The sequence below is a fragment of the Streptomyces sp. CNZ301 genome, from assembly GCF_004217425.1.
On the sequence record NZ_SHLG01000001.1, the window covers coordinates 3257658 to 3283716 of the forward strand.

A 26059-nucleotide genomic window follows, 5' to 3' on the forward strand; every position below is an offset into this window, starting at 1 on the left:
CAGGGCGGCGGGCGCAGCCGCGTGCTAGGAACCTCAGCGGCGCCTGGGAGCCAGATCCGCCACGCGGCCCGCGACGGACGACTGCTCGGGCAGCGCGGGCGCGCTGCGCAGCTGCGGCGGCTGCGAACCGCCGCCGCCCGGCGGGAGGTTGCGCCGCTGGCCCGGCATCGGCACGTCCCGGCGCCCCTGCCCCTTTTCGCTCCCGGCGCCACGTGCGCCCGCGCTCTGCACGGGGCCCGGCGCCTCGGCGGCGCCTGCCGGAGTCATGCCGGCGACGGTGATCTGCACGCCCTGGTCGGCCAGCGCCTGCAACTCCGTTCCGGCACGGTCGTCCTGGGGCGGCGGCTTGTCCGTCACCAGGCGCGTCATCACGTCCGTGGGAACGGTCTGGAACATCGTGTCGGTGCCGAGCTTCGTGTGGTCGGCCAGGACGACGACCTCCGCCGCGGCCTGCACCAGCGCCCTGTCGACGCTCGCCGAGAGCATGTTGGACGTGGAGAGCCCCCGCTCGGCCGTGAGCCCGCTGCCGGAGAGAAAGGCCCGCGAGACACGCAGCCCCTGGAGGGACTGTTCGGCGCCGCTGCCGACCAGCGCGTAGTTCGAACCGCGCAGAGTGCCTCCCGTCATCACCACCTCGACGCGGTTGGCATGCGCCAACGCCTGTGCAACGAGCAGGGAGTTGGTGACGACCGTCAGACCCGGCACACGGGCCAGTCTTCGGGCCAGCTCCTGCGTGGTCGTCCCGGCGCCGACGACGATGGCCTCACCCTCCTCCACAAGACCCGCCGCGAGGTCGGCGATGGCCGTCTTCTCCGCTGTCGCCATATGGGACTTCTGGGGAAAACCGGTCTCGCGGGTGAAACCACCGGGCAGGACGGCGCCGCCGTGCCGGCGGTCGAGCAGTCCTTCTGCCTCCAGGGCACGCACGTCTCGGCGCACGGTCACTTCGGAGGTCTGGACGACGCGGGCGAGCTCACGGAGCGACACGGCTCCGTTGGCGCGCACCATTTCCAGGATCAATTGGCGACGTTCTGCAGCGAACACGGGACTGACAGTAACCCCAACGACCGTCTGGTTTCAGCAGTTTTCGTCGATTTTTGGAAGTTGTCCATAGCTGCACTTGCTGCGTGGTATAGACAGAACTGCACGAAACCGCTCGGCCGGTTCAGCCGTCCTGTGCCGTCTTCCGCGTGTGCAGTTGCCGCGCGACCTCGCCGATCGACCCGGTCAGCGACGGATACACGGTGAAGGTGTTCGCGATCTGCCCCACCGTCAGGTTGTTGTCGACCGCGACCGACAACGGATGGATCAGCTCGCTCGCACGCGGCGCGACGACGACACCGCCCACCACGATGCCGGTACCCGGCCGGCAGAACAGCTTCACGAACCCGTCCCGGATGCCCTGCATCTTCGCCCGCGGATTGCGCAGCAGCGGAAGCTTGACGGACCAGGCATCCATCCGTCCGCTGTCCACGTCGGCCTGGCTGTAGCCGACGGTGGCGATCTCCGGGTCGGTGAAGACATTCGCCGAGACCGCCTTCAGGTTCAGCGGCGTGACCGTCTCCCCGAGGAAGTGGTACATCGCGATCCGGCCCTGCATCGCCGCGACCGACGCGAGCGCGAAGACGCCGGTGCAGTCACCTGCCGCGTAGACGCCGGGAGCGGACGTACGGGAAACCTTGTCGGTCCAGATGTGCCCCGAGTCCTTCAGCCGGACCCCGGCCTCCTCCAGACCCATGTCCGCCGTGTTGGGCACGGCCCCCACCGCGACCAGGCAGTGGCTTCCCGTGATCGTGCGGCCGTCCTGCAGCTCCACCTCGACCTTGTCACCGACGCGCTTCGCGGAGGCGGCGCGGGAACGCGCCATCACGTTCATGCCCCGGCGCCTGAAGACGTCCTCCAGCACCGCGGCCGCGTCCGGGTCCTCACCGGGAAGCACCCGGTCACGCGACGAGACCAGCGTGACCTGCGAACCCAACGCCTGGTAGGCACCCGCGAATTCGGCGCCCGTGACACCCGAGCCGACCACGATCAGCTCCTCGGGCAGCTCCTCCAGGTCGTACACCTGCTTCCAGTTGAGAATCCGCTCACCGTCCGGCTGTGCGTCCGGGATCTCACGCGGATGCCCGCCGGTGGCGACCAGCACGGCGTCGGCCGCCAGCCGCTCCTCAGCACCGCCCGCCACGTCCCCGACCGGGGTGACGACCACCTCGCGCGAACCGTCCGGCGCCTGCGACGGCTCCAGCCGGCCCCGGCCGCGCATCACACGTACGCCCGCACGCGTCACGGAGGCCACGATGTCGTGCGACTGCGCCAGCGCGAGGCGCTTCACCCTGCGGTTGACCTTGCCCAGGTCGACGCCGACGACGCGGGCGGGATCGTCCGGGTCGTGGGTGCTGTCCTCCACGCGGATGCCGAGCTCCTCGTACGAGGAGTCGAAGTTCGTCATCACCTCGGCCGTGGCGATGAGGGTCTTGGAGGGCACGCAGTCGGTCAGCACCGACGCGCCTCCCAGACCGTCGCAGTCCACAACCGTCACTTCGGCGCCGAGCTGCGCCGCCACGAGGGCGGCCTCATAGCCGCCGGGTCCGCCACCAATGATCACGATCCGAGTCACATGCTCCATTGTCCCGCACATGCTTGCGGGTACGTGCCGCGCCCCCGCGCGGGCAGGCACCCCAGCGCCACCCGCTCGCCACCACCGCCGCGACGAAGGACTCCCGTACCCTCGTCGTCATGTCCCTCTACGCCGCTTACGCCGCGAACCTCGACGCGCGGCTGATGTCGCGCCGAGCCCCGCACTCCCCGCTGCGCGGCACCGGATGGGTCAATGACTGGCGTCTGACCTTCGGCGGCGAGCAGATGGGCTGGGAGGGCGCGCTGGCGACGATCGTCGAGGCCCCGGTGGCACAGGTCTTCGTGGCGCTGTACGACGTCGCGCCCATGGACGAGGAGTCCCTGGACCGCTGGGAAGGCGTCGGCATGGGCATCTACCGGCGCACGAAGGTCCGCGTCCACACGCTCGACGGCGAGACGACGGCCTGGTGCTACGTCCTCAACGGCTACGAGGGCGGACTGCCCTCCGCCCGCTACCTCGGCGACATCGCCGACGCGGCGGAATCGGCGGGGGCACCGCACGACTACGTGATGGAAATCCGCAAGCGGCCCTGTTAAGGCGGGGGTCGGCGGGTCCGGCAGGTCCGGCAGGTCCGGCGGGTCCGGCGGGTCCGGGTGTCGCGGGGGTTGGCCGTGTTCGCTTCGGGTTCGTGGTTGGTGCTGCTCCGGCTCGTGCGGGGTGCGGGTGGGGTTCGTGGTTGGTGCCGGGGGCGGGCCGTTCCGGCGGGTGTCCCGGGGCGGCATGATTTACCTCCCTGAACCGGATGGGTTTCTGTACGGCCCTGCATATAGCGGTCCGCAAATCACGTTTAAGCCCCGTGCCCCCCGCCTGCACGTCCCGCCCCCTCCCGCCCGTCTCGCGTCTGCCGCTCTCGTCCGACCTCCTCGCCCCTCCGGAAGTCCGGTTGACTGGCGGGCCCCCGCCCACCGGCGGCCCTCTGACGCCACTCGCGCAGGTTCGTCCGGTGGCTCAACTCCCCTGCCCTGCGGACGGGTTCACCGAGCCTCGGGGGTGCGAGCGGGCCCGGTGTCCGTCCACCCTGTGCGGCGCGATCGGCCGCGCTCATTCAGGATGACGGGCACCGGCCCACAGCCCGGTGTGGAAGAGGGGGTCTCAAGGACCCCCGGGGGAGAGCCACTGGACCGGCGGGAGGGGGCGGGACGCGCAGGGGGGCATGGACGGGCCATTGGGGTCTCCCCAGCGAAGCGTGGGGAAGTGATTTGCGGACCGCCATATGGAAGGCAGCACGAAGAGCCTTGACGGTTCAGGGAGGTAAATCATGCCGCCCGGACTTGCCTCCCGGAGCGGCACGCCCCCGGCACCACCCACCCACCCCAGGCGCACCCGCCCAACCGCCCGCCCCCTCTACGCGCGTAGGCTCGAAACCGCTACGCTCATCGCGTGAACGAATCAGCCTCGAACACCGCCGATGACCCGTACCGCTCCGCCGATTCCGCCGCCGTGCGGCTGCGGGAGTTGACGGGTACGGACAGCCACGACGTCGTTCTCGTGATGGGCTCCGGATGGGTGCCCGCCGCGGACGCGCTCGGGGTCCCCGATTCCGAGTTCCCGGTGACGGAGCTGCCCGGTTTCCCCGCGCCGGCCGTCGAGGGCCATGCGGGCACCGTGCGCTCCCACGAAGTGGGCGACAAGCGGGTGCTGGTCTTCCTCGGCCGTACCCACTTCTACGAGGGGCGCGGTGTCGCCGCCGTCACCCACGGCGTGCGTACGGCGGTCGCGGCGGGCTGCAAGACCGTCGTGCTGACGAACGGCTGCGGCGGCCTGCGCGGCGACATGGTCCCGGGTCAGCCCGTACTCATCAAGGACCACATCAACCTCACAGCCACCTCCCCCATCGTCGGCGCCAACTTCGTCGACCTCACCGACCTCTACTCGCCCCGCCTGCGCACCCTTTGCCAGGAAGTCGATCCGTCGCTGACGGAGGGCGTCTACGTCCAGTTCCCCGGCCCTCACTACGAGACGCCCGCCGAGATCGGCATGGTGCGCGCGATCGGCGGGGACCTGGTGGGCATGTCCACCGTGCTGGAGGCGATCGCCGCCCGTGAGGCGGGCGCGGAGGTGCTCGGCATCTCGCTCGTCACCAACCTCGCGGCGGGCATGACGGGTGAACCCCTCAACCACGAGGAAGTGCTTCAGGCGGGCCGCGAATCGGCCGCCCGCATGGGTTCGCTGCTGGCGCAGGTGCTGGGCCGGATGTGAGCGGCCGGGGCGCCGGCAGGGCGGCCCCGGAGCTTCCGCCGCGTGGGCCCGTGCCCGGACGCAGAAGAGAGAGGCAGAGCTGTGCAGCACGATGTGACGGAGCTGGTCGCCCGCGCCCGGGCCTGGCAGGCCGAGGATCCCGACCCGGAGACCCGCGAGGAACTGGCGAAGCTCATCGAGGCAGATGGGGGCTCCCAGGCTGAGGAGACCGGGGAAGCGTCCCCCGGGACAGGGACGGAACTGGCGGCCCGTTTCGCCGGCACCCTCCAGTTCGGTACGGCGGGCCTCCGCGGCGAACTGGGCGCGGGGCCCATGCGGATGAACCGTTCCGTCGTGATCCGTGCCGCCGCCGGGCTTGCCGCGTATCTGCGCGGGCAACTGCCGGAACCGAGCGGTCAGGAGGGCCCCGGCCTCGTCGTCATCGGCTACGACGCCCGTCACAAGAGCTACGAATTCGCCCGCGACACGGCGTCCGTCGTGACCGGCGCCGGACTGCGCGCCGCCCTGCTGCCGCGGCCGCTGCCGACTCCCGTGCTCGCGTTCGCCGTCCGCCGGCTGGAAGCCGTGGCGGGTGTGATGGTCACCGCCAGCCACAACCCGCCGCGGGACAACGGCTACAAGGTCTATCTCGGTGGGGGCTCGCAGATCGTCCCGCCCTCCGACGGCGCGATCGCCGCACGGATCGACGCGGTCGGACCGCTCGCCGGCGTGCCACGCCCGGAGTCGGGCTGGGAGGTGCTCGGCGAGGACGTCGTCGAGAGTTATCTGGCCCGTACGGGGGCGGTGCTGACGGAGGGCATGCCGCGGGACGTGCGGACGGTGCACACCGCGCTGCACGGCGTCGGCTCGGGCACACTGCTCGAGGCCTTCCGCCGGGCGGGCTTCCCCGAGCCGGTGCCGGTGCCCGAACAGGCAACGCCCGACCCGGACTTCCCCACCGTCTCCTTTCCGAATCCGGAGGAGCCGGGGGCCATGGATCTCGCGTTCGCGACGGCGCGCGCCACCGCCGCCGAGTCCGGTCCGGTGGACCTCGTCATCGCCAACGACCCGGACGCCGACCGCTGTGCCGTCGCCGTCCCGGACCGCGCCGCCGAGGGCGGCTGGCGCATGCTGAGCGGCGACGACGTCGGCGCGCTGCTCGCCACGCACCTCGTTCACAAGCGGTCGCGGGGTACGTTCGCCACGTCGATCGTCTCCTCCTCCCTGGTCTCGCGGATCGCCCGTGCCGCGGACCTGCCGTACGAGGAGACCCTGACCGGCTTCAAGTGGCTCGCGCGGGTCGACGGGCTGCGTTACGCCTTCGAGGAGGCGCTGGGCTACTGCGTCGACCCCGAGGGCGTTCGCGACAAGGACGGCATCACGGCGGCGCTGCTCGTCGCCGAGCTGGCAGCCGAACTCAAGCAGGCCGACCGCTCGTTGACGGACCTGCTGGACGATCTGGCCGTCGAGCACGGCCTGCATGCGACCGGTCAGCTCTCGGTGCGCGTCGAGGACCTCTCGCTCATCGGCTCGGCGATGGAGCGTCTGCGGGCGTCCCCGCCGGCCTCGCTAGCGGGCCTGGCCGTCGTCTCCTCGGAGGATCTGAGCGAGGGTTCCGACCTGCTGCCGCCCACGGACGGGCTCCGGTACCACCTCGCGGGAGACCCGGGTGCGGGTGTGGAGAAGGCCCGCGTGGTGGTGCGCCCCAGCGGTACGGAGCCGAAGCTCAAGTGCTACCTGGAGGTCGTCGTCGCGGTCCGAGACCAGGCGGCACTGGCGGCGGCGCGCTCGTCGGCCGGGTCGGTGCTGGCCGCGCTGAAGGCCGATCTGGCGGCCGCGGCGGGCGTCTGACGGCGCGGTCCCCCGGCCGCCGTCCTCGGCACGAGGTCAGCGGGCCTGCCGCGCCGCCTGGAGGTTGCCGTTGACGACTCGGGCCGCGCGGGCGGCGTCGTCGACGGTGATGACGAAGTCCCTGCCGCTCTCGAGCCGCAGCCACAGCGCGTCCCCCGCCCGGAGGGAGACGGCGCTGCGCTTCGGCAGCCGGCGAAACCCCCAGCCTCCGAGTTCCATGGGGCGTGCCTGCTTCGCGGACGCTTCGGTGACCCTGGTGAGCGGAACGCGGCGGCGCAGCGGCGGAGCGAGGACCGACCGGACGGCGACCTCGCGGCCGGTGACCGAGACCTCCAGCCATCCCACCGCGAGGAGCGCGACGGCGGCGGCGAGAAGTCCGAGGAACGTGTACGCCCTGTCGTTGAAGAGGGAGGCCAGGACGAGGAAGGCGATGGCGAGCAGGCCGCCGCCGATGAGCATCCACGGGGCGGCGACCCGGTGGTTCCACTCGGCGGGCCTGCGGTTCCTGCGCTGTGGGCTCCCGCTCATGCTCTCTCCTCCGATCGCCGGTCTCCGGTGTTCCACCGAGGCCGCAGTGCCGGGTTCCGGGCGGCCGGACGGCACCGTCGTGGCGCGCACGCGCACGCCGCCCCGCGCGACATCTCCCCGCTCATCGGCGCGGCAACCGTGCTCGCGCTGTGGAGAAAGAAGGCCCGCCGGGGGCTTCCGAAGAAGCCCCCGGCGGGCCGGAGACCGGGCTCGGCCGCGGTGGGGTCAGCGGCCGTACGCACCGCCGCTGAGGGCGCGCGTGCCGCGCGGGCAGTAGACGACCACGCGCCTCGCGTCCGACATGGCCGTCGGTGTGACGTAGCGCCGGCCGTCAGAGCAGTCGACGTAGGCGCGCCAGCGCAGGCCCGAGCACGAAACCACGGAGGCCCGCCCCGAGACGTAGGTGTTCCAGCAGTGCAGGGAGTCGGACGAATTCGGCTCCACGGCCGAGGCGCCACCCGGCATCGACACAGCGGACCCGGCGCGCATGACGCCGGTGTGCGGGTCGGCCTGCGTGTATGTGGCGCGGTCCCAGACCGGGGCCGGAGCGTGGGCTTGGGCAGAAGGCGCCATCACTCCGCCGAACCCGAGCGCCAGCGCGGCACTCGCCCCCAGCGCTGCCAGAGATTTTCTGATCTTCACTTCTGTCTCTCGCTTTCTCGTTGCTCGGCCGGCTTGGCCGAATGCCCGGTGAAGGGCTGCGCTCAGATTCCCCACCGAATGGCAACGAAACAAGAGAACTCGATTCTGCTGACGATATGCATTTGGCTTCCGAGTTGGCCGTTTCCCCGTGCGGACGTTCAGAGAATCGATTCGCCGGATTCACGGCCACCACCGGGATTTCACCCGCACGAGCGAGCCGTGAGACAGGTTCGCGAACCCATTACGTCCCAGGTGGAAACGAGTACGCCCGGTGCGTCAACTCGCCGACGTGGTGGACGAATTCACGGCAGCTCACCGAGCACCACCACTCCGCGCGGACCGGGACGCGAAATCGTCCCGTGCCCGTAGCACAAGAATGAGAATGCCACCGTCAGACACCGCCGCCGGTTTCTCTTCGCAGCAGAAAGCGTACATTTCGAGGATGCCGCGCACAGCTGCGCGTCCGCAGCAGTTCCGGCGAATTCCCCCGGAACGGCCCAGTTGCTGAACGCGCCTCAGCTCGTCGCGTAGAGGGCAGCGAGGGCGATGGCACCCGCGAGGGCGGGTGCCGCGATCTCGTAGGCCCAGCGGACGGTGACCTCGCCCTGCGCTTCGGGCCTTTCGCCGTGGTCGGCGGCGAGGGTGCGCAGCTCGTCGATCGCCTGGTCCGACGCGGCGCGCTTCTCGCCGCCGCCGTCGGCGCCGGGCACGCCGCCCAGCCCGAACAGGCCGGTGGGCCGTGCCAGGGCGCCGGCGGTGTGCCCGTCGGCGGCGGCACGCTCTGCGCGGTCGGTCTGGCGGGCGGCGCGTTTGCGAGCGCGCAGCGAGACCGGGATCGACCAGAGCTGGTACTTGGCGCCGTCTGCCACGACCTCGCTGGAGTAGCCCGCGCGCAGTGCCTCGACCGTGCCCCACGGGACCGTGATGGTGCGGAAGGGGTTCCGCACACGCATCCGCTGCTGTCCCGCGTACACGGCGGGGCGCAGCGTGAACGCGACGACGAGCGGGACGGCGAAGAGGAGCCCGGAACCGGCGGACAGGCGGGTGCGGGCGTCCCCGTTGACGAGGGCGTCCGTACCGAGCCAGACGGCGAGGAGGAGCAGCAGGACGCCGCCCGCCAGGGCTCCCGGCGAGCGGTAGCAGCGGTCGGCGTACGCCTGCGGCGCCGGCTGTGCGGCGGGCTCCGTGCCGGACTCCGGTGCGGACGCGTCTCCGGGCGCGGCGGCCCGGGCGCTGTCGGCGGTCTCGCGCGGGGCCTTCTCCTCCTGCCCGCTGCCGGATCCGGCTTCACCCTCGGGTCGGGACTCGCTACTCATGACGCATGATTCTGCCGGACCCCCCGTACGGGGGACGTTGCGGCTCGGCATCGATCCGTCCCGTCCCGCAGGAGACCGCCCCCTACCCGTCGAGCTACGCGTGTAGATATGCTGCCCTGGTGACCATGTCTTCAGCGTCCACAGCCACAGCGTCCACCGCCACCGCACCGGCGTCCGCGCTCGCGGACGTGACCGCCTCCGACGCCTCGTTGCGCCGCTATCTGCACGGCCTGCCCGGCGTCGACGCGGTGGGGCTCGAAGCCCGCGCCGCGGCCCTCGGCACACGTTCGATCAAGACGACCGCCAAGGCGTACGCCCTCGACCTCGCGATCTCGATGATCGACCTGACAACCCTCGAAGGGGCCGACACCGCCGGCAAGGTGCGGTCCCTGTGCGCCAAGGGCGCCAACCCCGACCCGGGCGACCGCACCACGCCCCAGGTCGCGGCGATCTGCGTCTACTCCGACATGGTCGCCACCGCGAAGCGGGCCCTGGCCGCGGGCGGCGGAGCCGGGATCAAGGTCGCCTCGGTCGCGACGGCCTTCCCCTCCGGGCGCGCGGCGCTGTCCGTGAAGCTAGCCGACACCCGTGAGGCGGTCGCCGCCGGCGCCGACGAGATCGACATGGTGATCGACCGAGGTGCCTTCCTGTCCGGCGGCTACGGCAAGGTCTTCGAGGAGATCCAGGCCGTGAAGGACGCCTGCGCGCGGCCCGGGGGAGGGGAACCCGCACATCTCAAGGTGATCTTCGAGAACGGTGAGTTGTCGACGTACGACAACATCCGCCGCGCCTCGTGGCTGGCGATGCTCGCGGGGGCGGACTTCATCAAGACCTCGACCGGCAAGGTCGCCGTGAACGCCACACTCCCGAACACGCTGCTGATGCTGGAGGCGGTGCGGGACTTCCGCGCGGCCACCGGCACCCAGATCGGTGTGAAGCCGGCCGGCGGCATCCGTACCGCCAAGGACGCCATCCGGTACCTGGTCGTCGTCAACGAGACCGCCGGGCCGGACTGGCTGCACCCCGACTGGTTCCGTTTCGGCGCTTCCAGCCTGCTGAACGACCTGCTGATGCAGCGACAGAAGCTGAGCACCGGCCGCTACTCCGGTCCCGACTACGTGACGGTGGACTGAGGCAGAGATGACTGAGCAGATCTTCCAGTACGCACCCGCGCCCGAGTCCCGCGCGATCGTCGACATCGCACCGTCCTACGGGCTGTTCATCGACGGCGAGTTCCGCGAGGCGGCAGGCGGCAAGGTCTTCAAGACGGTCTCCCCCGCCACCGAGGAGGTCCTCTCCGAGGTCGCGCAGGCGGACGCGGAGGACGTCGACGCCGCGGTGCGCGCCGCGCGTGCGGCGTTCCCCGGCTGGTCGTCGCTTCCGGGCGCCGAACGCTCGAAGTACATCTTCCGCATCGCCCGCATCCTCCAGGAACGCTCCCGTGAACTGGCCGTCCTGGAGACCCTGGACAACGGCAAGCCGATCCGCGAGACGCGCGACGCCGATCTGCCGCTGGTCGCGGCGCACTTCTTCTACTACGCGGGATGGGCCGACAAGCTCGCGCACGCCGGCCTGGGCCCGGACCCGAGGCCGCTCGGGGTCGCAGGGCAGGTCATCCCGTGGAACTTCCCCCTGCTGATGCTGGCGTGGAAGATCGCCCCAGCCCTCGCCACGGGGAACACCGTGGTGCTCAAGCCCGCCGAGACCACGCCGCTCTCGGCGCTCTTCTTCGCGGACGTGTGCCGCCAGGCGGGCCTGCCCAACGGCGTCGTCAACATCGTCACGGGCGACGGTTCGACGGGCGCCGAGCTGGTCGCGCATCCTGGCATCGACAAGGTCGCCTTCACCGGTTCGACCGCGGTGGGCAAGCAGATCGCCCGTACCGTCGCCGGTACGCGCAAGAAGCTCACGCTCGAACTGGGCGGCAAGGGCGCCAACATCGTCTTCGACGACGCTCCGATCGACCAGGCCGTCGAGGGCATCGTCAACGGCATCTACTTCAACCAGGGGCAGGTCTGCTGCGCGGGCTCGCGGCTGCTGGTCCAGGAGTCCGTCCAGGACGAACTGCTGGAGGCGCTGAAGCGGCGGCTGCGGACACTCCGCGTCGGCGATCCGATGGACAAGAACACCGATGTCGGGGCCATCAACTCCGCCGAGCAGCTCGCCCGGATCCAGGAGCTGGCCGACTCGGGTGAGGCCGAGGGCGCCGAACGCTGGTCCGCGCCCTGCGAGTTGCCCGGCAACGGCTACTGGTTCGCTCCCACGCTCTTCACCGGCGTGAGCCAGGCGCACCGGATCGCCCGCGAGGAGATCTTCGGGCCGGTGCTGTCGGTACTGACCTTCCGCACCCCGGACGAGGCGGTGGCGAAGGCCAACAACACTCCGTACGGGCTCTCTGCGGGCATCTGGACGGAGAAGGGCTCACGCATCCTGTCCATGGCGAACAAGCTCCGGGCGGGCGTCGTCTGGGCCAACACGTTCAACAAGTTCGATCCGACCTCGCCCTTCGGCGGCTACAAGGAGTCGGGATTCGGCCGCGAAGGCGGGCGTCACGGTCTGGAGGCTTACCTCGATGTCTGACAACTCGAAGCGGGCCGGGCAAGCCGGACGGTCCAGGAAGTCCGGGACAGCGGGCGCGGGCAAGGCCGCCGAGCCGGCAAAGACAGCTGCGGCAGGCGGCGCGTCCAAGTCGGGCAAGGCGGCCGGAACGGCCAAGTCCCCCGCGGCGGCGCGTACTTCCCTGCGCACGCCGGCACGGATCGACGTGTTGAAGACCTACAAGCTCTTCGTCGGCGGCAAGTTCCCGCGCAGCGAGAGCGGACGGGTGTACGAGGTGACCGACTCCGAGGGCAACTGGCTGGCCAACGCTCCGCAGTCCTCCCGCAAGGACGCGCGCGACGCGGTCGCGGCCGCGCGGAAGGCCTTCGGCGGCTGGTCGGGGGCGACGGCCTACAACCGCGGCCAGATCCTCTACCGCGTCGCCGAGATGCTGGAGGGACGGCGCGAGCAGTTCACGGCCGAAGTCGCCGCGGCTGAAGGGCTGTCGGCCGCGGACGCCGCCGCCCAGGTCGACGCGGCCGTCGACCGATGGGTCTGGTACGCGGGCTGGTCCGACAAGATCGCCCAGGTCGCCGGCGGCGCCAACCCCGTCGCAGGCCCCTTCTTCAACCTCTCCACGCCCGAACCGACCGGTGTCGTCGCCGTGCTGGCCCCGCAGGAGTCCTCCTTCCTCGGCCTGGCCTCGGTGCTCGCACCGGTCATCGTCACCGGCAACACGGCGGTCGTGGTCCCGTCGGAGAAGTCGCCGCTGCCGGGGCTGTCGCTGTCGGAGGTGCTGGCCACCTCCGACGTGCCGGGCGGCGTGGTCAACATCCTCTCCGGACGCACGCGCGAGGTCGCGGCGACGCTCGCCGCACACCAGGACGTCAACGCACTGGACCTGGCGGGCACCGCCGGGGACGCGGAGCTGGCGAAGGAGCTGGAGACGGCGGCCGCGGAGAACCTGAAGCGGGTGCTGCGCCCGCAGGAGGGGGACGCGGACTGGTCCGCCGACCCCGGCATCTCCCGGCTGCTCGCCTTCCTGGAGACGAAGACGGTCTGGCACCCGATCGGGGTGTGACGGCGGTGCCGCGGCGCGCGGGTGAGGGGCATCTGCCGTGGTTCTCCTGTGCCGGCCGGAAGGCCGGCACAGGAGACGCGTCACTTGGTCGCAGAAGTGTACACTTCTCAACATGAGTGACGCCTCCTACCCCATGACTGAAGCCCGCGCCCAGTTCGGCACCCTGGTCCGGCGAGCAGCCCACTCCCACGACCGCATCGCGATCACCGATCACGGACACACGGCGGCCATACTGATCAACCCCCAGGACCTGATGGATCTTGAGGACGCGGCGGCAATCGCGCGATACCGGGCCAAGGTCGCTGAAGGCACTGATGAGTACGTCTCGCATGAGGAGCTCGGCCGACGCCTCGGCCTGGTCGACGAGTGAAACTGAAGGTCATCTGGGAGGCCGAAGCCACCAGCGCCGCGACTCGTTTCCTCAAGGACGACCCCGACGGCCTGCACCAGGTCTATGAGGCAGTCGACCTCCTCGCCCACGAGCCCCGCCCGCCCGGCAGCGCCGAGCTGGGATCCCAGTACCTGCGCCGCATTCACATCGGCAGGTATCGCGTCGTCTACGAGATCTCCGAGTCGAGAATCGCCGTCGTGGTCATGCACCTTGGCCGCGTCGGCTGAGACCGGGACGGCGCCCGCACCGCCCTGTCGTCCTGCCGTGCGGATGCCCGACAATGGTCTCTCGTGACCGAACCCCGTGACATATCGCGCTCCCCCCGCGTCATTCTGCTCACCGGGCCCTCCGGCTCCGGGAAGTCCCGGCTCTCCGCGCGCAGCGGGCTGCCCGTCATGCGTCTCGACGACTTCTACAAGGAGGCCGGCGACCCCACGCTGCCCCAACTCCCGCACGGCATAGGCGTGGACTGGGACTCGCCCGCCTCCTGGGACGCCGACGCCGCCGTCGCCGCCGTGTGCGACCTGTGCGCGACGGGACGCACCACCGTGCCGCTGTACGACATCGCGCTCAGCGCCCGCGTCGGCAAGGAGACGCTCACGCTCGACGGTGCCCGGCTCTTCATCGCCGAGGGAATCTTCGCCGCCGACATCGTGGCCCGCTGCCGCGAACTGGATCTGCTCGCCGACGCGATCTGTCTGCGCGGACGCCCGTCGACGACGTTCCGGCGGCGGCTGCTCCGGGACCTGCGGGAGGGCCGCAAGTCGGCGTTGTTCCTGCTGCGACGCGGCTGGCGACTGCTGCGCGCCGAGGGGGCGATCGTGGCGCGCCACCGTGAGCTGGGCGCGTATCCGTGCACGCGGGACGAGGCCGCCGAGCGGATCGGCAGGCTGCGGGACGCGAGCCCGGCCCGCAGCCGGACCTGAGGCACCTGCCGCACGTGCGGCCGACCGGAAGAGTTGCGCCGACCGGACGGTGCACCCGGGGCAGGGCCACGGCACCGCGCACGCGACGCCGTTGGCCGGAGCAGGACACAACAAGGCCGTACAGCAGGGCACATGGGAGGCCAAAAGGGAGAGAGCGGGTTCGGGCAGACCCCCCGGTTGCCCGTACCCGCTCTCTCACCCCGTCCCCCCGGACGGGTCCCCGTATTCCCCTCTGTTCCCCCGGTGCACCCCCTCGGGGCTCCCCAGCCCCTCCTCCGAGGCTGCGGCGGGGGCCCATCCCCCGGCCCTCGCCCGCCTCGGGTCCCTGCGGTCAGGCGACCAGCTCGCCGAACGACTCCTCCCGGTCCCTGCCGAAGCTGAGCACTTCGTCGTCGCGCAGGCGGCGCAGCGAACGCCAGATACTGCTCTTCACCGTACCGACGCTGATGTCGAGTATGTCTGCGATCTCCGGGTCCGTGCGTCCCTCGTAGTAGCGCAACACCAGCATGGTGCGCTGGAGTTCGGGGAGCCGGGCGAGCGCCTGCCAGAGCACGGTGCGCAGTTCGGTGCCGCGCATCGCGTCCTGGTCGCCGGCGGTCTCCGGCAGTTCCTCCGTCGGGTACTCGTTCAGCTTGCGGCGGCGCCACGCGCTGATGTGCAGGTTCGTCATGGTGCGGCGCAGATAGCCGCCGAGCGCCGCCTTGTCGCTGATGCGGTCCCACGCGCGGTACGTGGAGAACAGCGCACTCTGCAGCAGGTCCTCCGCCTCGAAGCGGTCGCCCGTGAGGTGGTAGGCGGTGGCGTACAGGGAGGCGCGGCGCTCGCGCACGTAGGCGGTGAACTCCGCCTCCGACGCGGCCTGTTGCCGTGCTCCCGGCTCCTCCCTGTACTCACCGTCCCCCGTGCTGCGGGCCTCCCCTCGAAGGCCCTCCACCGCAGTGATGTGCGGCGGCCGCGCACGCCCGGACGGACGGACGCACCCACGCCCGATCGTCGCGGACTTCTCGGCGGCCTTGTTCGTCGGGTTTACCGGAACCGAAGGGGTGTGCAGACGCGTGTGAATGACTGCGCTGACGTTGTCCTTGTGCAGTGTGTTCATCTTGCGCCCCCCTCGGGCAAACCTGGCCGCCTGCTGATGACGTACACATTGCACGGCCGATTTCATCGCCAGGTCCCCCGTCTGTCACAGCGGTGTCACAAGGACGTGCGCGGCCGTGTCCTGCCGCCTGAGCTGCGGTCTCCCGCCGTGCCCGGAGCACCGCCGGAGCGCCGTGCCGGGCAGGGGACGGAGCCGTGCTGTCGAAGTGAACGGGGGGCATGGGACAGAATGGCCGGCGTGCCTTTCCTGTTGCTGATCGAGGACGACGACGCTGTCCGTACGGCCCTTGAGATGGGCCTGACCCGGCAGGGTCACCGAGTCGTGACCGCCGCGTCCGGCGAGGACGGCCTCAAACTGCTGCGCGAGCAGCGGCCGGACCTGATCGTGCTGGACGTGATGCTGCCGGGCATCGACGGTTTCGAGGTGTGCCGACGCATCCGCCGCACCGACCAGTTGCCCATCATCCTGCTGACGGCGAGGAGCGACGACATCGACGTCGTCGTGGGCCTGGAGTCGGGCGCGGACGACTACGTCGTCAAACCGGTGCAGGGCAGGGTGCTGGACGCGCGCATCCGCGCCGTGATGCGGCGCGGTGAACGCGAGTCCAACGACGCGGCGACGTTCGGCAGTCTGGTCATCGACCGCTCCGCGATGACCGTGACGAAGAACGGCGAGGACCTCCAACTGACGCCCACCGAGCTGCGGTTGCTTCTGGAGCTGAGCAGAAGGCCCGGACAGGCGCTGTCCCGGCAGCAGTTGCTGCGACTGGTGTGGGAACACGACTACCTCGGCGACTCGCGCCTCGTCGACGCGTGCGTGCAGCGGCTGCGCGCCAAGGTCGAGGACGTGCCCTCGTCGCCGAAGCTGATCCGCACCGTCCGCGGCGTCGGATACAGGCTGGACGCGCCGCAGTGACCACCCCGGCGCAGCCGACGCCGGAGCGGGGACAGGGCCCCGGGAAGCGGGGGCGGGACGACAGGGCACAGCAGGACCGGATACGGCCGAACCCGCGGCGTGAGGACCGGGTGCGCGGCTGGTTCGCGGGAGTGCTGCCGACCCTCCGGCTCAGGCTCGTCGTCGTCTTCGCGCTGGTGGCGCTGACCGCCGCGGTCTCCGCGTCGGGGATCGCGTACTGGCTCAACAGGGACGCCGTCCTCACCCGCACCCAGAACGCCGCGCTCAACGACTTCCGCAAGTCCATGGAGGACAACGCGGGAAGCCTGCCGCGCCGGTACGGCTGCCGCCAACTGCGCGACGCCGCCGAGAAGATGAGCGGTACGACGCAGAACTACGAGGTGCTGCTCACCGGTGAGGACGCCGACGGCTCCCGGTGCGCGGTCGCCTCCGACCCGGGTGCCTTCACGATGGCGGACGTACCGCCCCGGCTGCGCACGGCCGTCGCGAAGCGCCGCCCCGTCGACAGCGGCAACTCCTACCCGTACCACCTGTACTGGCAGCGGACCTCCGAGGAAGGCGGCAACGAGCCCTTCCTCGTCGGCGGCGCGAAGATGATCGGCGAGGGGCCGACCCCGTCGGGCTACATGCGCAAGTCGCTGGCGCCGGAGCGGGACGATCTCAACTCGCTGGCCTGGTCGTTGGGCATCGCGACCGGTCTGGCACTCGTCGGTGCGATGCTGCTCGCGCAGGCCGCCGCGACGACCGTGCTGCGTCCCGTGCGGCGGCTCGGCGACGCGGCGCGGCGGCTGGGCGAGGGGAAGCTGGACACCCGGCTGAAGGTTTCCGGCACGGACGAACTCGCCGAACTCTCACGAACGTTCAACCAGACCGCGGAGTCTTTGGAGCACCGGGTCGCCGACCTGAGCGCGCGCGAGGAGTCCTCGCGGCGCTTCGTCGCCGACATGTCGCACGAGCTGCGCACCCCCATGACGGCGATCTCGGCGGTCACCGAGGTGCTGGAGGAGGAACAGGACAACCTCGACCCGATGATCGCGCCCGCGGTGCAACTCGTCGTCAGCGAGACCCGCCGCCTGAACGACCTGGTGGAGAACCTGATGGAGGTCACCCGCTTCGACGCCGGCACGGCGAAGCTGGTCCTCGACGACGTGGACGTGGCCGACCAGGTCACCGCCTGCATCGACGCCCGCGCGTGGCTGGACGCCGTCGAACTCGACGCCGACCGTGGGCTGATGGCACGACTGGACCCCCGCCGGCTCGACGTCATCCTGGCGAACCTGATCGGCAACGCGCTCAAGCACGGCGGCTCCCCCGTACGCGTCTCGGTCCGCACGGAGGAGACGGCCGCGGGCGGCACCGGTGAGCTGCTGATCGAGGTGGCGGACCGCGGGCCCGGCATCCCGGAGGAGATGCTGCCGCACGTCTTCGACCGCTTCTTCAAGGCCAGCGCGTCCCGGCCGCGCTCCGAGGGAAGCGGCCTCGGGCTGTCGATCGCCCAGGAGAACGCGCACATCCACGGCGGCTCCATCTCGGTGCGCAACGACACCGAGCACGGAGGGGGCGCCGTCTTCACCCTGCGCCTGCCCCGCGAGTCGCACGAGGACGAAGCCGGACAGGACGACGACGCGGACCGCGGGCCCGGCCCGGACGGCGGCGGACGATGTCGCTCCGGCCGCGAGGGCGGCGACGGCGAAGACGACGACGGGAACGGCAGCGGAGGAGACAGCGGGAAGGGGGGAGACCGTTGAGGAGCACGGCACAGCGCCACGGCACGGCCGGGGGCCGGCTGCGGGCCGCGTTCACGGTGGTGACGCTGCTCGGCGCGCTCGCCTCGGGCTGCGGCATCCGCTCCACGTCGGTGCCCGTCGACGCGGGTGCGGCACCCTCACGCGTCGGCTGCGTGCTGCCCAAATCGCGGGAGACGGCCGGCGAGAGCGGCGGCGGGAACCTGCCTGTGCGCGTGTACCTCGCCTGCGGCTCCCGGGTCTCCCCGGTGGAGCGGCGCGTGACCCTGCCGGACGGCGACGACTCGGAGCGCCTGCCCGTGGCCCGCGGGCTGCTGGACGCCCTGCGGGCGCAGCCGGACTCCGAGGAGGAGGCCGCCGGATTCAGGACGTCCGTGCCACGCGACCTGGAGGTCTCAGGGCCGCGCGAAGGCGATCCGGCAGCGGCCCTGCGGCTGAACAGGCCCCTGAAGGACCTGCCGTCGTTCGCGCTCGCGCAGATCGTCTGCACGTACGCGGACACAGCGGCCGCGGGCACGGACCGTTCCGTGATTCTCGGCGGACTCACCGAGGAGGGCGGGAGCGGCGGGGACGAGGAGCCGGTGCGCAGCTTCGCGTGCGACACGGCCCTGCGCACGCACCCGGAAGCCGCAGCGACGGCCGGTACACCCCTGTGACCACGGACCGGAACCACGGGCAGGACCGCGGCGTCATTGGTGGTGTGCAGCGTCATGGCCGTGGCGGAGACACCGCCGCTTCCGCTCCCCGAACCCGCGTCGCAGGACTCGTCCTGCTGATCGCGTACCTGACCGTTGCCGGATGGCTGGCGCTGCGTCCGCTTCCGGTGCCCTGGGTCGCACCCCCGAATCTCCAGCCCTTCGCCACGATCCGCTCGGACCTCGCAGAGGGCTCGCTCGACGCCCTTCGCGGCCTGGCACGTGACCTGGCGACGCTGGCTCCGCTGGGTGTGCTCCTGCCGCTGGCGTCGGGGCGCGCCGAGCGTCCGCTGGCGGTCGTATGCGCCCGCACCGTCTGCGTGGGGGCCCTCGTCTCGTCCGCGATGCTGCTGTTGCAGTCGGGCGTCCCGGGGCACTCCGTCAACGTCGACTCGGTGCTGCTGAACACCGCGGGCGTCGCCCTGTCCTGCCTGCTGGTCTTCCCGCTCGTACGGGCGTGGCTGCGGCGCAGATCTGCCGGCGTGCCCCCATGGGCGGGGTCCGTCCCAGGTACGGCCGTGCCGGATGCGCTCCCTCTGCGGGACGAGGCCGGCGGGAGTGCGCCCCCGAGAACGGCCAGGGTCGGGATCGCTCCGTAGACCGACGTCAACGGGTGTGGGCACTCCATATCGTGGATACGCGGACACCGAGAAACAAGACGGAGTTAAGGAGTCGCGTCATGCCAGCACTTGCCCGACCGCGCGAAGGCCGGATGATCGGCGGTGTCTGTGCCGCGCTGGCCCAGCGCTTCGGAATGAAGCCCAACACCATGCGCCTGATATTCGTGGTCTCCTGCCTCCTGCCGGGACCGCAGTTCCTGATCTACCTGGCGCTGTGGATCCTGCTGCCGAACGAGAAGGAGCGCACTGCCTGGTGACGCCGGTGGCTCCGCCAGGGCCTGATACGACGGCGGGCCGCGCATCGGAAGCGATGCGCGGCCCGCCGCGTGCGCTGCGGCGCGAAGACCTCAGATCCTTGTGGGCTCGTCCAGCGTCCGGCTGACCGGACCGTCGAAGGCGACCGGCTTGGCGTGCTTCTTCATGGCGTTCTTCTTCGCCTGCCTCACGGCGCCGGTGACGTTCCCCGCGGCGTGATCCCCTTCCTGAACCGCCTTGGCGGGGTTGTTCGTCACGGAACGGAGAGGAGTGTCGGCGGAGGCGACCCCCGTGCCGGCCGAGGCGAGAGCGGCGCCGAGCACGGCGACTCCGAGGATCTTCCTGGTTACCTGCTGCATCGTGGCTACGTCCTGTCGTCTGTGGAGCAGTCCGGCGAAACGTAGCGACGCGGGCGCCGACGCGGCAAACATGCCGGAACGCCCGTAAATGCCCCCGCCGGCTCCGTGACCTCCCCGTCCGCACCGCCGGTCCGCCGCTGCCACGGCGAGGCGAGTGCAGGTCACAGCCCTGGCACTGGTCAGTCGCGGAAGAGCCACTCGGACTTGAGCTCGGCGTAACCGGGCTTGATCACCTCATTGATCATCGCGAGACGTTCATCGAAAGGAATGAACGACGACTTCATCGCATTGACCGTGAACCACTGCATGTCGTCGAGCGTGTAGTGGAACGTCCTCACCAGGTGCTCGAACTCCTTGCTCATGCTCGTACCGCTCATGAGCCGGTTGTCCGTGTTCACCGTGGCGCGGAAGTGCAGCCGCCGCAGCAGCCCGATGGGGTGTTCCTCGTACGAAGGGGCCGCCCCCGTCTGGAGGTTGGAGGTGGGGCAGAGCTCGAGCGGGATGCGCTTGTCCCGTACGTACGAGGCGAGACGGCCCAGCTTCACCGTGCCGCCGCCGTCCTCCTGGATGTCGTCGATGATGCGCACACCGTGGCCGAGCCGGTCGGCTCCGCACCACTGGAGCGCCTGCCAGATGGAGGGCAGCCCGAACGCCTCGCCGGCGTGGATCGTGAAGTGGTTGTTCTCGCGCTTGAGGTACTCGAAGGCGTCCAGGTGGCGCGTGGGCGGGTGGCCCGCCTCGGCGCCGGCGATATCGAAGCCGACGACGCCCAATTCGCGGTAGCGGTTGGCGAGTTCGGCGATCTCGAGGGCCCGCGCCGCGTGCCGCATCGCGGTGAGCAGCGCACCGACCCGGATGCGGTTGCCCTGGGCCCGCGCCCGCTGCTCGCCCTCGCGGAAGCCCTCGTTCACGGCCTCCACGACCTCTTCGAGCGTGAGGCCCTTCTCCAGGTGCTGCTCCGGCGCGAAGCGGACCTCCGCGTAGACGACTCCGTCGGCGGCGAGGTCCTCGGCGCACTCGGCGGCCACCCGGGTCAGCGCCTCCCGGGTCTGCATGACGCCCACGGTGTGGGAGAACGTCTCCAGATAACGCTCCAGGGAACCGGAGTCGGCGGACTCGCGGAACCAGCTCTCCAGCCGGCCGGCATCGGTCTCGGGGAGTGCGTCGTACCCCGTCTCGGCGGCCAGCTCGACGATGGTCGCGGGCCGCAGGCCACCGTCGAGGTGGTCGTGCAGCAGGGCCTTCGGAGCGCGGCGGATCTGCTGGGGGCTGGGAATGGTGTTGAGGGTCTGGCTCGTCATCCACGTACTCTAGCTCCTACGCGCGTAGATGGCATCTGCACCCTAACTCCCTTCTGACCGGGCACAGTTGGAGGACGACGGCCGCTTCGATACGCAATGGTGATCCCGCGGCACCGTTCGTGCACCCCCGCTTCTGCCATCGTCTTCCCTATGGCTCAGCAAGCTTTGCCCGAGCGGGAGGCCCGACTGGGGCGGGCGATGGGCGCGGACGCCTCCGGAGCGGCGCCGCATGCGGTGGTCCTGCTGCTGCCGGGCGGCGGCATGGAACACAGCGCCCGGCGGCGCTCGGCCGTCGCGGCGGCAGCGGTACGGCCGCTCGCGCGGCGCCTGGTGCGCGGGGCGCAGCACGGCGAGCCGGAGACGTCTCTGGTGGCTCACGTCGTCCACTACCGGTACCGGGGCTGGAACGGGGACGCGGCCCACCCCGCGAGTGACGCGGAGTGGGCCGTGGCGGAGGTGGTACGGCGGTACGGCGACGTGCCGGTGTGCCTGGTCGGCATCGATGTCGGCGCACGCGCGGCGCTGCGCGCGGCGGGGCATCCCATGGTCACGTCGGTGCTGGCGCTTTCGACGTGGCTCCCGGGCTCCGCGTCCGGCGGCGCCCCCGAGGAGCCGGTGAGGCAACTCATCGGACGTCAAGTGCTGTTCGTGCACGGCACCGACGACGAGCACACCGATCCGGAACTCTCGTACCGGCTGGCGGAGCGCGCCAAGAAGGCGAACGCCGAGGTGTGCCGGTTCGAGGTGCACACCGACGGACACCGGCTCCACCAGCACAACGCGGAGGTCGTCGCGCTCGCGGAGAACTTCGTCCTCGGCACGGTGTGCGGCCGCGACTTCGCCCGCCCCGTCGTCGACGCGATGGCGGCTCCGCCTCCGCTGGGCCTGCGAATGCCGCTGGCGACGGGGTTCGGGCAGAGCCTGCGCCGATAGGGCCTCCTCGCTGACGGCTGCGCATGCCGCGCGCTCACTCGGCGGGTGCGCCGAACCACCTGCGCAGCCTGCCGGGCAGATCCGTCTGGTCCTCACCGGCCCAGACCACGTGGCCGTCCGGGCGCAACAGCACGGCGGGCACGTCCAGTTCCTCGCTGCCGTCGACCACGTGGTCGACCCGGTCCGCCCACCCGGTGACGGAGAGCCGGCCCGTCCCGTCGAGGAGCAGCCCGCGGCCACCGTGCAGCAACTCGTAGAGGCGGCCCCCCTTCAGACCGATGTCGCGCATCCGTTTGCCGAGCAGTTCGGGGCCCTCGCCGAAGTCGTAGCGGACTCCGAGCGCGGTGATCTTCTCGATCAGGTACCGGTTCACCTCGTCGAAGCCCGCGAGCTGCGACACGAGCCGGCGCACTGCGCGGGGGCCCGGCTCGGTGGACATCAACTCCATCTGCGCACGGGTGTTGTCCAGCACGTCGGCGGCCACCGGATGCCGTTCGGAGTGGTAGGTGTCCAGCAGCCCCTCGGGCGCCCAGCCGCCGACCTCGGCGGCCAGCTTCCAGCCGAGGTTGAACGCGTCCTGGATGCCGAGGTTCAGGCCCTGCCCGCCGACCGGCGGATGGACGTGCGCGGCGTCCCCGGCCAGCAGCACCCGGCCGGACCGGTAGCGCTCGGCGAGCCGGGTGGCGTCGCCGAAGCGGGACAGCCAGCGCGGTGAGTGCACGCCGAAGTCGGTTCCGGCGACCGCCCGCAGCTGCCGTTTGAACTCCTCCATGGTCGGCGGGACCGTGCGGTCCTCGGCGACCCCCTCGGCGGGCACCACGACGCGGTGCACCCCATCGTCGCCGAAAGGCCCCACGCCGAACCGCAGTTGCGTCTTCCGGACCTCGGCGACCACGGCGGCCAGCTTCTCCGGTGCCTCGGTCACCTCCATCTCGCCCAGCAGCGTCTCGACCCTGCTGGGCTCACCGGGGAAGCCGACGCCGAGCAACCTGCGCACCGTGCTGCGCCCCCCGTCGCAGCCGACGACGTACCGCGAACGCAGACGCGTCCCTGCCCCGGCGGCCAGCTCGATCGTCACTCCGTCCTCGTCCTGGCTCAGCCCGGTCACCTCGCAGCCGCGCCGGATCTCCGCGCCGAGCTCGGCCGCACGCTCGGCCAGCAGGCGGTCGGTGACGGGCTGCGGGATGCCGAGGACGTAACCGTGCGCGGTATCCAGCCGCTCCGGGGGCGGCGTGGTGATGGCGGCGAAAAAGCCACCCACCGGGTACTTCTTGCCGTGCGCGAGGAACCGCTCCAGCAGACCGCGCTGGTCCATCACCTCGATGCTGCGTACGTGCAGGCCGAGCGAGCGGACATACCCGGCCGGCTCCGCGTCCTTCTCCAGCACGAGCACGTCCACGCCGTGCAGCCGCAACTCGCTGGCCAGCATCATGCCGGTCGGCCCCCCGCCGACCACGATCACGTCGATCATGAACCCCCCATTGAATATAAAGCGCACATACTGCGCGTATCTCTCATCCCCGCATGTTCCACCCGGGCCGCCACAGTGTGCGGCACGACGGGGGCCTTGCCGCAAGGCCCCCCACGCGCTATACGTTGAGAGAGGCAAGGAGAGAGCGACGCTCCTTGCCTTTGTCGTGCCCGGCGGACACGACCCGGTCTTTCGCGGACGCGCCGCATCGGCTGCTGCCAACGCTCGGCCGCGCAAGCGCCCGTGCTCCTCCCCGGCCGCCAGCCGAACTGGCCCCTGACGGAGCGAAGTCGAGGTCGCCAACGGCCCGGAGGGGCGGGACGTGGAGGGGGAGGTTCCGGGGCTTAACCGTGATTTGCGGACCGGTATATGAAGGGCAGCACGAAAACCCGTACCGGTTCAGGGAGGGAAATCGTGCCGCCCCGGGGCCGCCCCCGGAACGGCCCGCTCCGACCCCACGCCCCCCGCCCGCGACGTCCAGCCCCGCACGGGCGCACTCTGCCCGCTCCGCCCACACCCGGCAGCCCCGACGAGCCCGCCCCGCAAGAAGCGGCCCCTCAGCGCCGCCCCGCATGAACCGTCGTCGCCGTCAGATAGAAGGCGTCGTGACGGTGGAGGATGCCAGTTGGCGCCTCGTCGTCGAGGAGCGCGTTCAGGGCGCGCGTGTCCTCGGGCGTGAGCCACTCCCCCAGCGTGTCCCGGGCGCGCTCCAGCCTGTCGTGCAGGTGGCCGCGGGCCACGGGCTCCAGCGGCGCGGGCAGGTCGGTGAGGAATGTGCGGGTGCCGGCGGGTGCCAGGCCCGCTCGCGCCAGCATGGCCGGCCAGTCCTCGACGACGGGGGTGTGGCCCGTCAGTGCCTCCCGCATGGCGGTGAAGCGCTCCTCGTTCGCCGCCTCCAGACGGGCCAGGAGCCCGGGCCGCCCGATCCCGATGTCGCGCGGCAGGTAGCGGGGGGAGAGGCCGCGTTCGACGACGACGAGCAGCCCGCCGGGCCGCACCGACGCGGCGAGTGCGTCCAGGGCGGCCTGCTGGTCGCCGATGTGGTGGATGACGTTGCTCGTCCAGATGAGGTCCGCGCTGCCCAGCGCCCCGAAGTCGTCGGGGAGCCGGGCCTCCTGCGAAATCACGTTCCGGGCGACGCCCTCCCGTGCCGCGCGGTCACGGGCACGCTCGAGAAGCCCCTGTTCGCCGTCCACCGCGACGACTTCGGCCTGTGGAAACGTCCGCGCCAGCAGTGCCGTGAACACCCCGGGGCCGCTGCCGACGTCCAGCAGACGCTGAACCGTGTCGGGGCCGCAGCCGCCCTCGAGGAGCAGGCCGCGCAGCCACGCGAGTGCCTCCTCGACGAAAGGGATGCGCAGTTCGGCTTCCCTTTCGAGGAGCGCGGCCATGGCGTCCCAGTCGACGTCTTCGTGGTCGTGGCCTCCGTGGCCGTGGCCTCCGTGTCCGTGACCGGCGTGACCCTGCCCCTCGTCGCCGTGACCCCCGTCGTCCCGACCGTGTCCGTGACCGGCGTGTGTGTGCACGTTGTCCTCCTCGTCCGTACGGGAATCCTCATCCCGCGAGAAGCCTGTCGCGCCGGCTGAGCAGAAAGCTCTTGAACGCGGCGACGGGCGGCGTGTCGGGCCGGTCCGCGAGCCAGGCGACGCCGATCTCGCGTACCGCGCGCGGCGCGGTGACGGCCAGCTCGCGGACGCCCGGGCGCGGCACGGTCGGCGGTGGCAGCAGGGCGACGCCGAGCCCCGCCGCCACCAGCCCGCGGATGGTCTCCGGCTCCTCGCCCTCGAACGCGATCCGTGGCGTGAACCCGGCCTCCGCGCACAGGGATTCGAGGATGCGGCGCATCCCGTAGCCGCGTTCCAGCGTGACGAAGGGTTCAGCGGCCGCCTCGGCGAGACGGACGCGGCGACGCGCGGCCAGCGGATGGTCGTCGGGTACGACGAGCCGCAGCCGCTGTTCGGCGAGGCGCCGCGCGACGAGGTCGGGGGCGTCCGGCACGGGAGAGGTGAGGCACAGATCGAGTTCCCCGGCCCGCAGCCGCTCCAGCATGGCCTCGCCGTAGTTCTGGACCAGTGCGAAGCGGACGCGGGGATGATCGGCGCGGAAGGCGCGGATGAGGACGGGGACGGTCTCCCAGCCGAGCGTGTGCAGGAACCCGAAGGCGACCTTGCCCTTTCCGGGATCGGCGTCCGCCCGTACGGACTCGGCCGCCTGCTCGACGGCGGCGAGGGCCCGCTCGGCGGAGGCGAGGAACGTGCGCCCGGCCGGCGTGAGGGAGAGAGTGCGGCCGCGCCGGGCGAAGAGGGCCACCCCGAGGTCGTTCTCGAGCCGGGTGACGGCACGGCTCAACGTCGACTGGGGCACGCCGAGTTCGCTCGCGGCGCGGGTGACGTGCTCGTGGCGCGCCACGGCCGCGAACTGCGCGAGACGCGGGGTGAGCAATGCACCCCAGTCGGATGTGACAGGGATGTCTTTCTCGTTGCGTGCCAGTGACATACCTTCCTCAGCTGTACTGATGCGTGACTGGAACGGTTGTCGTGGTTCTGTGCATTGGACGCATCAATGCGTGAATCGTAA

26 protein-coding genes are annotated in these 26059 nt (G+C 71.2%); 15 read left to right on the forward strand and 11 right to left on the reverse strand.

Going from position 1 to position 26059, the window contains the following annotated elements:
* Positions 1 to 33: 33 nt before the first annotated feature.
* Together EV375_RS13945 and EV375_RS13950 are read right to left on the reverse strand one after the other, a co-directional pair.
* Entirely contained in the window at positions 34 to 1008 is a 975-nt protein-coding gene (locus EV375_RS13945; RefSeq protein ID WP_486588732.1) for a DeoR/GlpR family DNA-binding transcription regulator, read from the reverse strand.
* A gap of 157 nt (positions 1009 to 1165) precedes the next feature.
* A complete protein-coding gene (locus EV375_RS13950) occupies positions 1166 to 2626 on the reverse strand; it encodes an NAD(P)H-quinone dehydrogenase (RefSeq protein WP_130299733.1) in 1461 nt (486 codons plus the stop codon).
* A gap of 110 nt (positions 2627 to 2736) precedes the next feature.
* Between EV375_RS13950 and EV375_RS13955 the strand changes: the two genes are divergently transcribed.
* The 3 genes from EV375_RS13955 to EV375_RS13965 all read left to right on the forward strand — a co-directional run bounded on the left by EV375_RS13955 (position 2737) and on the right by EV375_RS13965 (position 6667).
* Positions 2737 to 3174, forward strand: coding sequence for a gamma-glutamylcyclotransferase family protein (locus tag EV375_RS13955; RefSeq protein ID WP_130301835.1), 438 nt, complete (start codon positions 2737 to 2739; stop codon positions 3172 to 3174).
* 844 nt (positions 3175 to 4018) lie between these two features.
* On the forward strand, positions 4019 to 4837 hold the full coding sequence (locus EV375_RS13960) for a purine-nucleoside phosphorylase (RefSeq protein ID WP_130299734.1): 819 nt from the start codon (positions 4019 to 4021) through the stop codon (positions 4835 to 4837).
* Between the two features lie 81 nt (positions 4838 to 4918).
* On the forward strand, positions 4919 to 6667 hold the full coding sequence (locus tag EV375_RS13965) for a phospho-sugar mutase (protein ID WP_130299735.1): 1749 nt from the start codon (positions 4919 to 4921) through the stop codon (positions 6665 to 6667).
* A gap of 36 nt (positions 6668 to 6703) precedes the next feature.
* Here the strand turns inward: EV375_RS13965 and EV375_RS13970 are convergent, their stop codons facing one another.
* The 3 genes from EV375_RS13970 to EV375_RS13980 form a co-directional block, all read right to left on the reverse strand.
* Positions 6704 to 7195, reverse strand: a complete 492-nt coding sequence (locus EV375_RS13970; RefSeq protein ID WP_130299736.1) for a hypothetical protein — start codon at positions 7193 to 7195, stop codon at positions 6704 to 6706.
* A gap of 225 nt (positions 7196 to 7420) precedes the next feature.
* Positions 7421 to 7837, reverse strand: a complete 417-nt coding sequence (locus EV375_RS13975) for a hypothetical protein (protein WP_130299737.1) — start codon at positions 7835 to 7837, stop codon at positions 7421 to 7423.
* Positions 7838 to 8352: 515 nt separating this feature from the next.
* Positions 8353 to 9153 carry a PH domain-containing protein gene (locus EV375_RS13980; protein ID WP_130299738.1) on the reverse strand — a complete coding sequence of 267 codons (801 nt, stop codon included), beginning with the start codon at positions 9151 to 9153 and terminating at the stop codon, positions 8353 to 8355.
* A 125-nt stretch (positions 9154 to 9278) separates the two neighbouring features.
* On the opposite strand from EV375_RS13980, the gene deoC reads away from it, so the two are divergent.
* The 6 genes from deoC to EV375_RS14010 all read left to right on the forward strand — a co-directional run bounded on the left by deoC (position 9279) and on the right by EV375_RS14010 (position 14089).
* On the forward strand, positions 9279 to 10286 hold the full coding sequence (deoC, locus tag EV375_RS13985; RefSeq protein WP_130301836.1) for a deoxyribose-phosphate aldolase: 1008 nt from the start codon (positions 9279 to 9281) through the stop codon (positions 10284 to 10286).
* Positions 10287 to 10293: 7 nt separating this feature from the next.
* A complete protein-coding gene (locus tag EV375_RS13990; RefSeq protein WP_130299739.1) occupies positions 10294 to 11733 on the forward strand; it encodes an aldehyde dehydrogenase family protein in 1440 nt (479 codons plus the stop codon).
* Complete coding sequence (locus tag EV375_RS13995; RefSeq protein ID WP_486588466.1) at positions 11726 to 12772, forward strand: aldehyde dehydrogenase family protein; 1047 nt, start codon at positions 11726 to 11728, stop codon at positions 12770 to 12772. The genes EV375_RS13990 and EV375_RS13995 overlap by 8 nt, the downstream gene beginning before the upstream one ends.
* Positions 12773 to 12884: 112 nt before the next feature.
* The gene (locus EV375_RS14000) at positions 12885 to 13142 is read left to right on the forward strand and encodes a type II toxin-antitoxin system Phd/YefM family antitoxin (RefSeq protein WP_254665959.1); all 258 of its coding nucleotides are present in this window, start codon (positions 12885 to 12887) and stop codon (positions 13140 to 13142) included.
* Positions 13139 to 13390 (forward strand): type II toxin-antitoxin system RelE/ParE family toxin, encoded by a 252-nt coding sequence (locus EV375_RS14005; protein ID WP_130299740.1) that lies wholly within the window; start codon positions 13139 to 13141, stop codon positions 13388 to 13390. Before EV375_RS14000 ends, EV375_RS14005 begins: the two co-directional genes overlap by 4 nt.
* Positions 13391 to 13453: 63 nt before the next feature.
* Positions 13454 to 14089: a hypothetical protein gene (locus EV375_RS14010; protein WP_486588467.1), complete on the forward strand. Its 636-nt coding sequence runs from the start codon at positions 13454 to 13456 to the stop codon at positions 14087 to 14089.
* A 331-nt stretch (positions 14090 to 14420) separates the two neighbouring features.
* Here the strand turns inward: EV375_RS14010 and EV375_RS14015 are convergent, their stop codons facing one another.
* Positions 14421 to 15188 carry a SigE family RNA polymerase sigma factor gene (locus EV375_RS14015; protein ID WP_130299741.1) on the reverse strand — a complete coding sequence of 256 codons (768 nt, stop codon included), beginning with the start codon at positions 15186 to 15188 and terminating at the stop codon, positions 14421 to 14423.
* A gap of 237 nt (positions 15189 to 15425) precedes the next feature.
* Between EV375_RS14015 and afsQ1 the strand changes: the two genes are divergently transcribed.
* The 5 genes from afsQ1 to EV375_RS14040 all read left to right on the forward strand — a co-directional run bounded on the left by afsQ1 (position 15426) and on the right by EV375_RS14040 (position 19420).
* The gene (gene afsQ1 / locus EV375_RS14020; protein ID WP_074466747.1) at positions 15426 to 16103 is read left to right on the forward strand and encodes a two-component system response regulator AfsQ1; all 678 of its coding nucleotides are present in this window, start codon (positions 15426 to 15428) and stop codon (positions 16101 to 16103) included.
* Entirely contained in the window at positions 16100 to 17851 is a 1752-nt protein-coding gene (locus EV375_RS14025; RefSeq protein ID WP_130299742.1) for a sensor histidine kinase, read from the forward strand. Before afsQ1 ends, EV375_RS14025 begins: the two co-directional genes overlap by 4 nt.
* Positions 17848 to 18504 carry a hypothetical protein gene (locus EV375_RS14030; protein WP_486588468.1) on the forward strand — a complete coding sequence of 219 codons (657 nt, stop codon included), beginning with the start codon at positions 17848 to 17850 and terminating at the stop codon, positions 18502 to 18504. Before EV375_RS14025 ends, EV375_RS14030 begins: the two co-directional genes overlap by 4 nt.
* Complete coding sequence (locus tag EV375_RS14035) at positions 18501 to 19142, forward strand: VanZ family protein (RefSeq protein ID WP_486588469.1); 642 nt, start codon at positions 18501 to 18503, stop codon at positions 19140 to 19142. The genes EV375_RS14030 and EV375_RS14035 overlap by 4 nt, the downstream gene beginning before the upstream one ends.
* Positions 19143 to 19222: 80 nt before the next feature.
* Positions 19223 to 19420, forward strand: a complete 198-nt coding sequence (locus tag EV375_RS14040; RefSeq protein ID WP_130299743.1) for a PspC domain-containing protein — start codon at positions 19223 to 19225, stop codon at positions 19418 to 19420.
* A 90-nt stretch (positions 19421 to 19510) separates the two neighbouring features.
* Here EV375_RS14040 and EV375_RS14045 read toward each other — a convergent pair whose 3' ends face one another.
* Together EV375_RS14045 and EV375_RS14050 are read right to left on the reverse strand one after the other, a co-directional pair.
* Complete coding sequence (locus tag EV375_RS14045; protein WP_130299744.1) at positions 19511 to 19777, reverse strand: hypothetical protein; 267 nt, start codon at positions 19775 to 19777, stop codon at positions 19511 to 19513.
* A 179-nt stretch (positions 19778 to 19956) separates the two neighbouring features.
* On the reverse strand, positions 19957 to 21078 hold the full coding sequence (locus EV375_RS14050; RefSeq protein ID WP_130299745.1) for an adenosine deaminase: 1122 nt from the start codon (positions 21076 to 21078) through the stop codon (positions 19957 to 19959).
* A gap of 150 nt (positions 21079 to 21228) precedes the next feature.
* Between EV375_RS14050 and EV375_RS14055 the strand changes: the two genes are divergently transcribed.
* Positions 21229 to 22011 carry an alpha/beta hydrolase family protein gene (locus tag EV375_RS14055; RefSeq protein ID WP_130299746.1) on the forward strand — a complete coding sequence of 261 codons (783 nt, stop codon included), beginning with the start codon at positions 21229 to 21231 and terminating at the stop codon, positions 22009 to 22011.
* Positions 22012 to 22045: 34 nt separating this feature from the next.
* Here the strand turns inward: EV375_RS14055 and rox are convergent, their stop codons facing one another.
* The 3 genes from rox to EV375_RS14070 all read right to left on the reverse strand — a co-directional run bounded on the left by rox (position 22046) and on the right by EV375_RS14070 (position 25978).
* Positions 22046 to 23482 (reverse strand): rifampin monooxygenase, encoded by a 1437-nt coding sequence (rox, locus tag EV375_RS14060; protein ID WP_130299747.1) that lies wholly within the window; start codon positions 23480 to 23482, stop codon positions 22046 to 22048.
* 557 nt (positions 23483 to 24039) lie between these two features.
* Complete coding sequence (locus EV375_RS14065) at positions 24040 to 25008, reverse strand: class I SAM-dependent methyltransferase (RefSeq protein WP_486588470.1); 969 nt, start codon at positions 25006 to 25008, stop codon at positions 24040 to 24042.
* Between the two features lie 28 nt (positions 25009 to 25036).
* Entirely contained in the window at positions 25037 to 25978 is a 942-nt protein-coding gene (locus tag EV375_RS14070) for a LysR family transcriptional regulator (RefSeq protein WP_130299748.1), read from the reverse strand.
* Between the last annotated feature and the right edge of the window lie 81 nt (positions 25979 to 26059).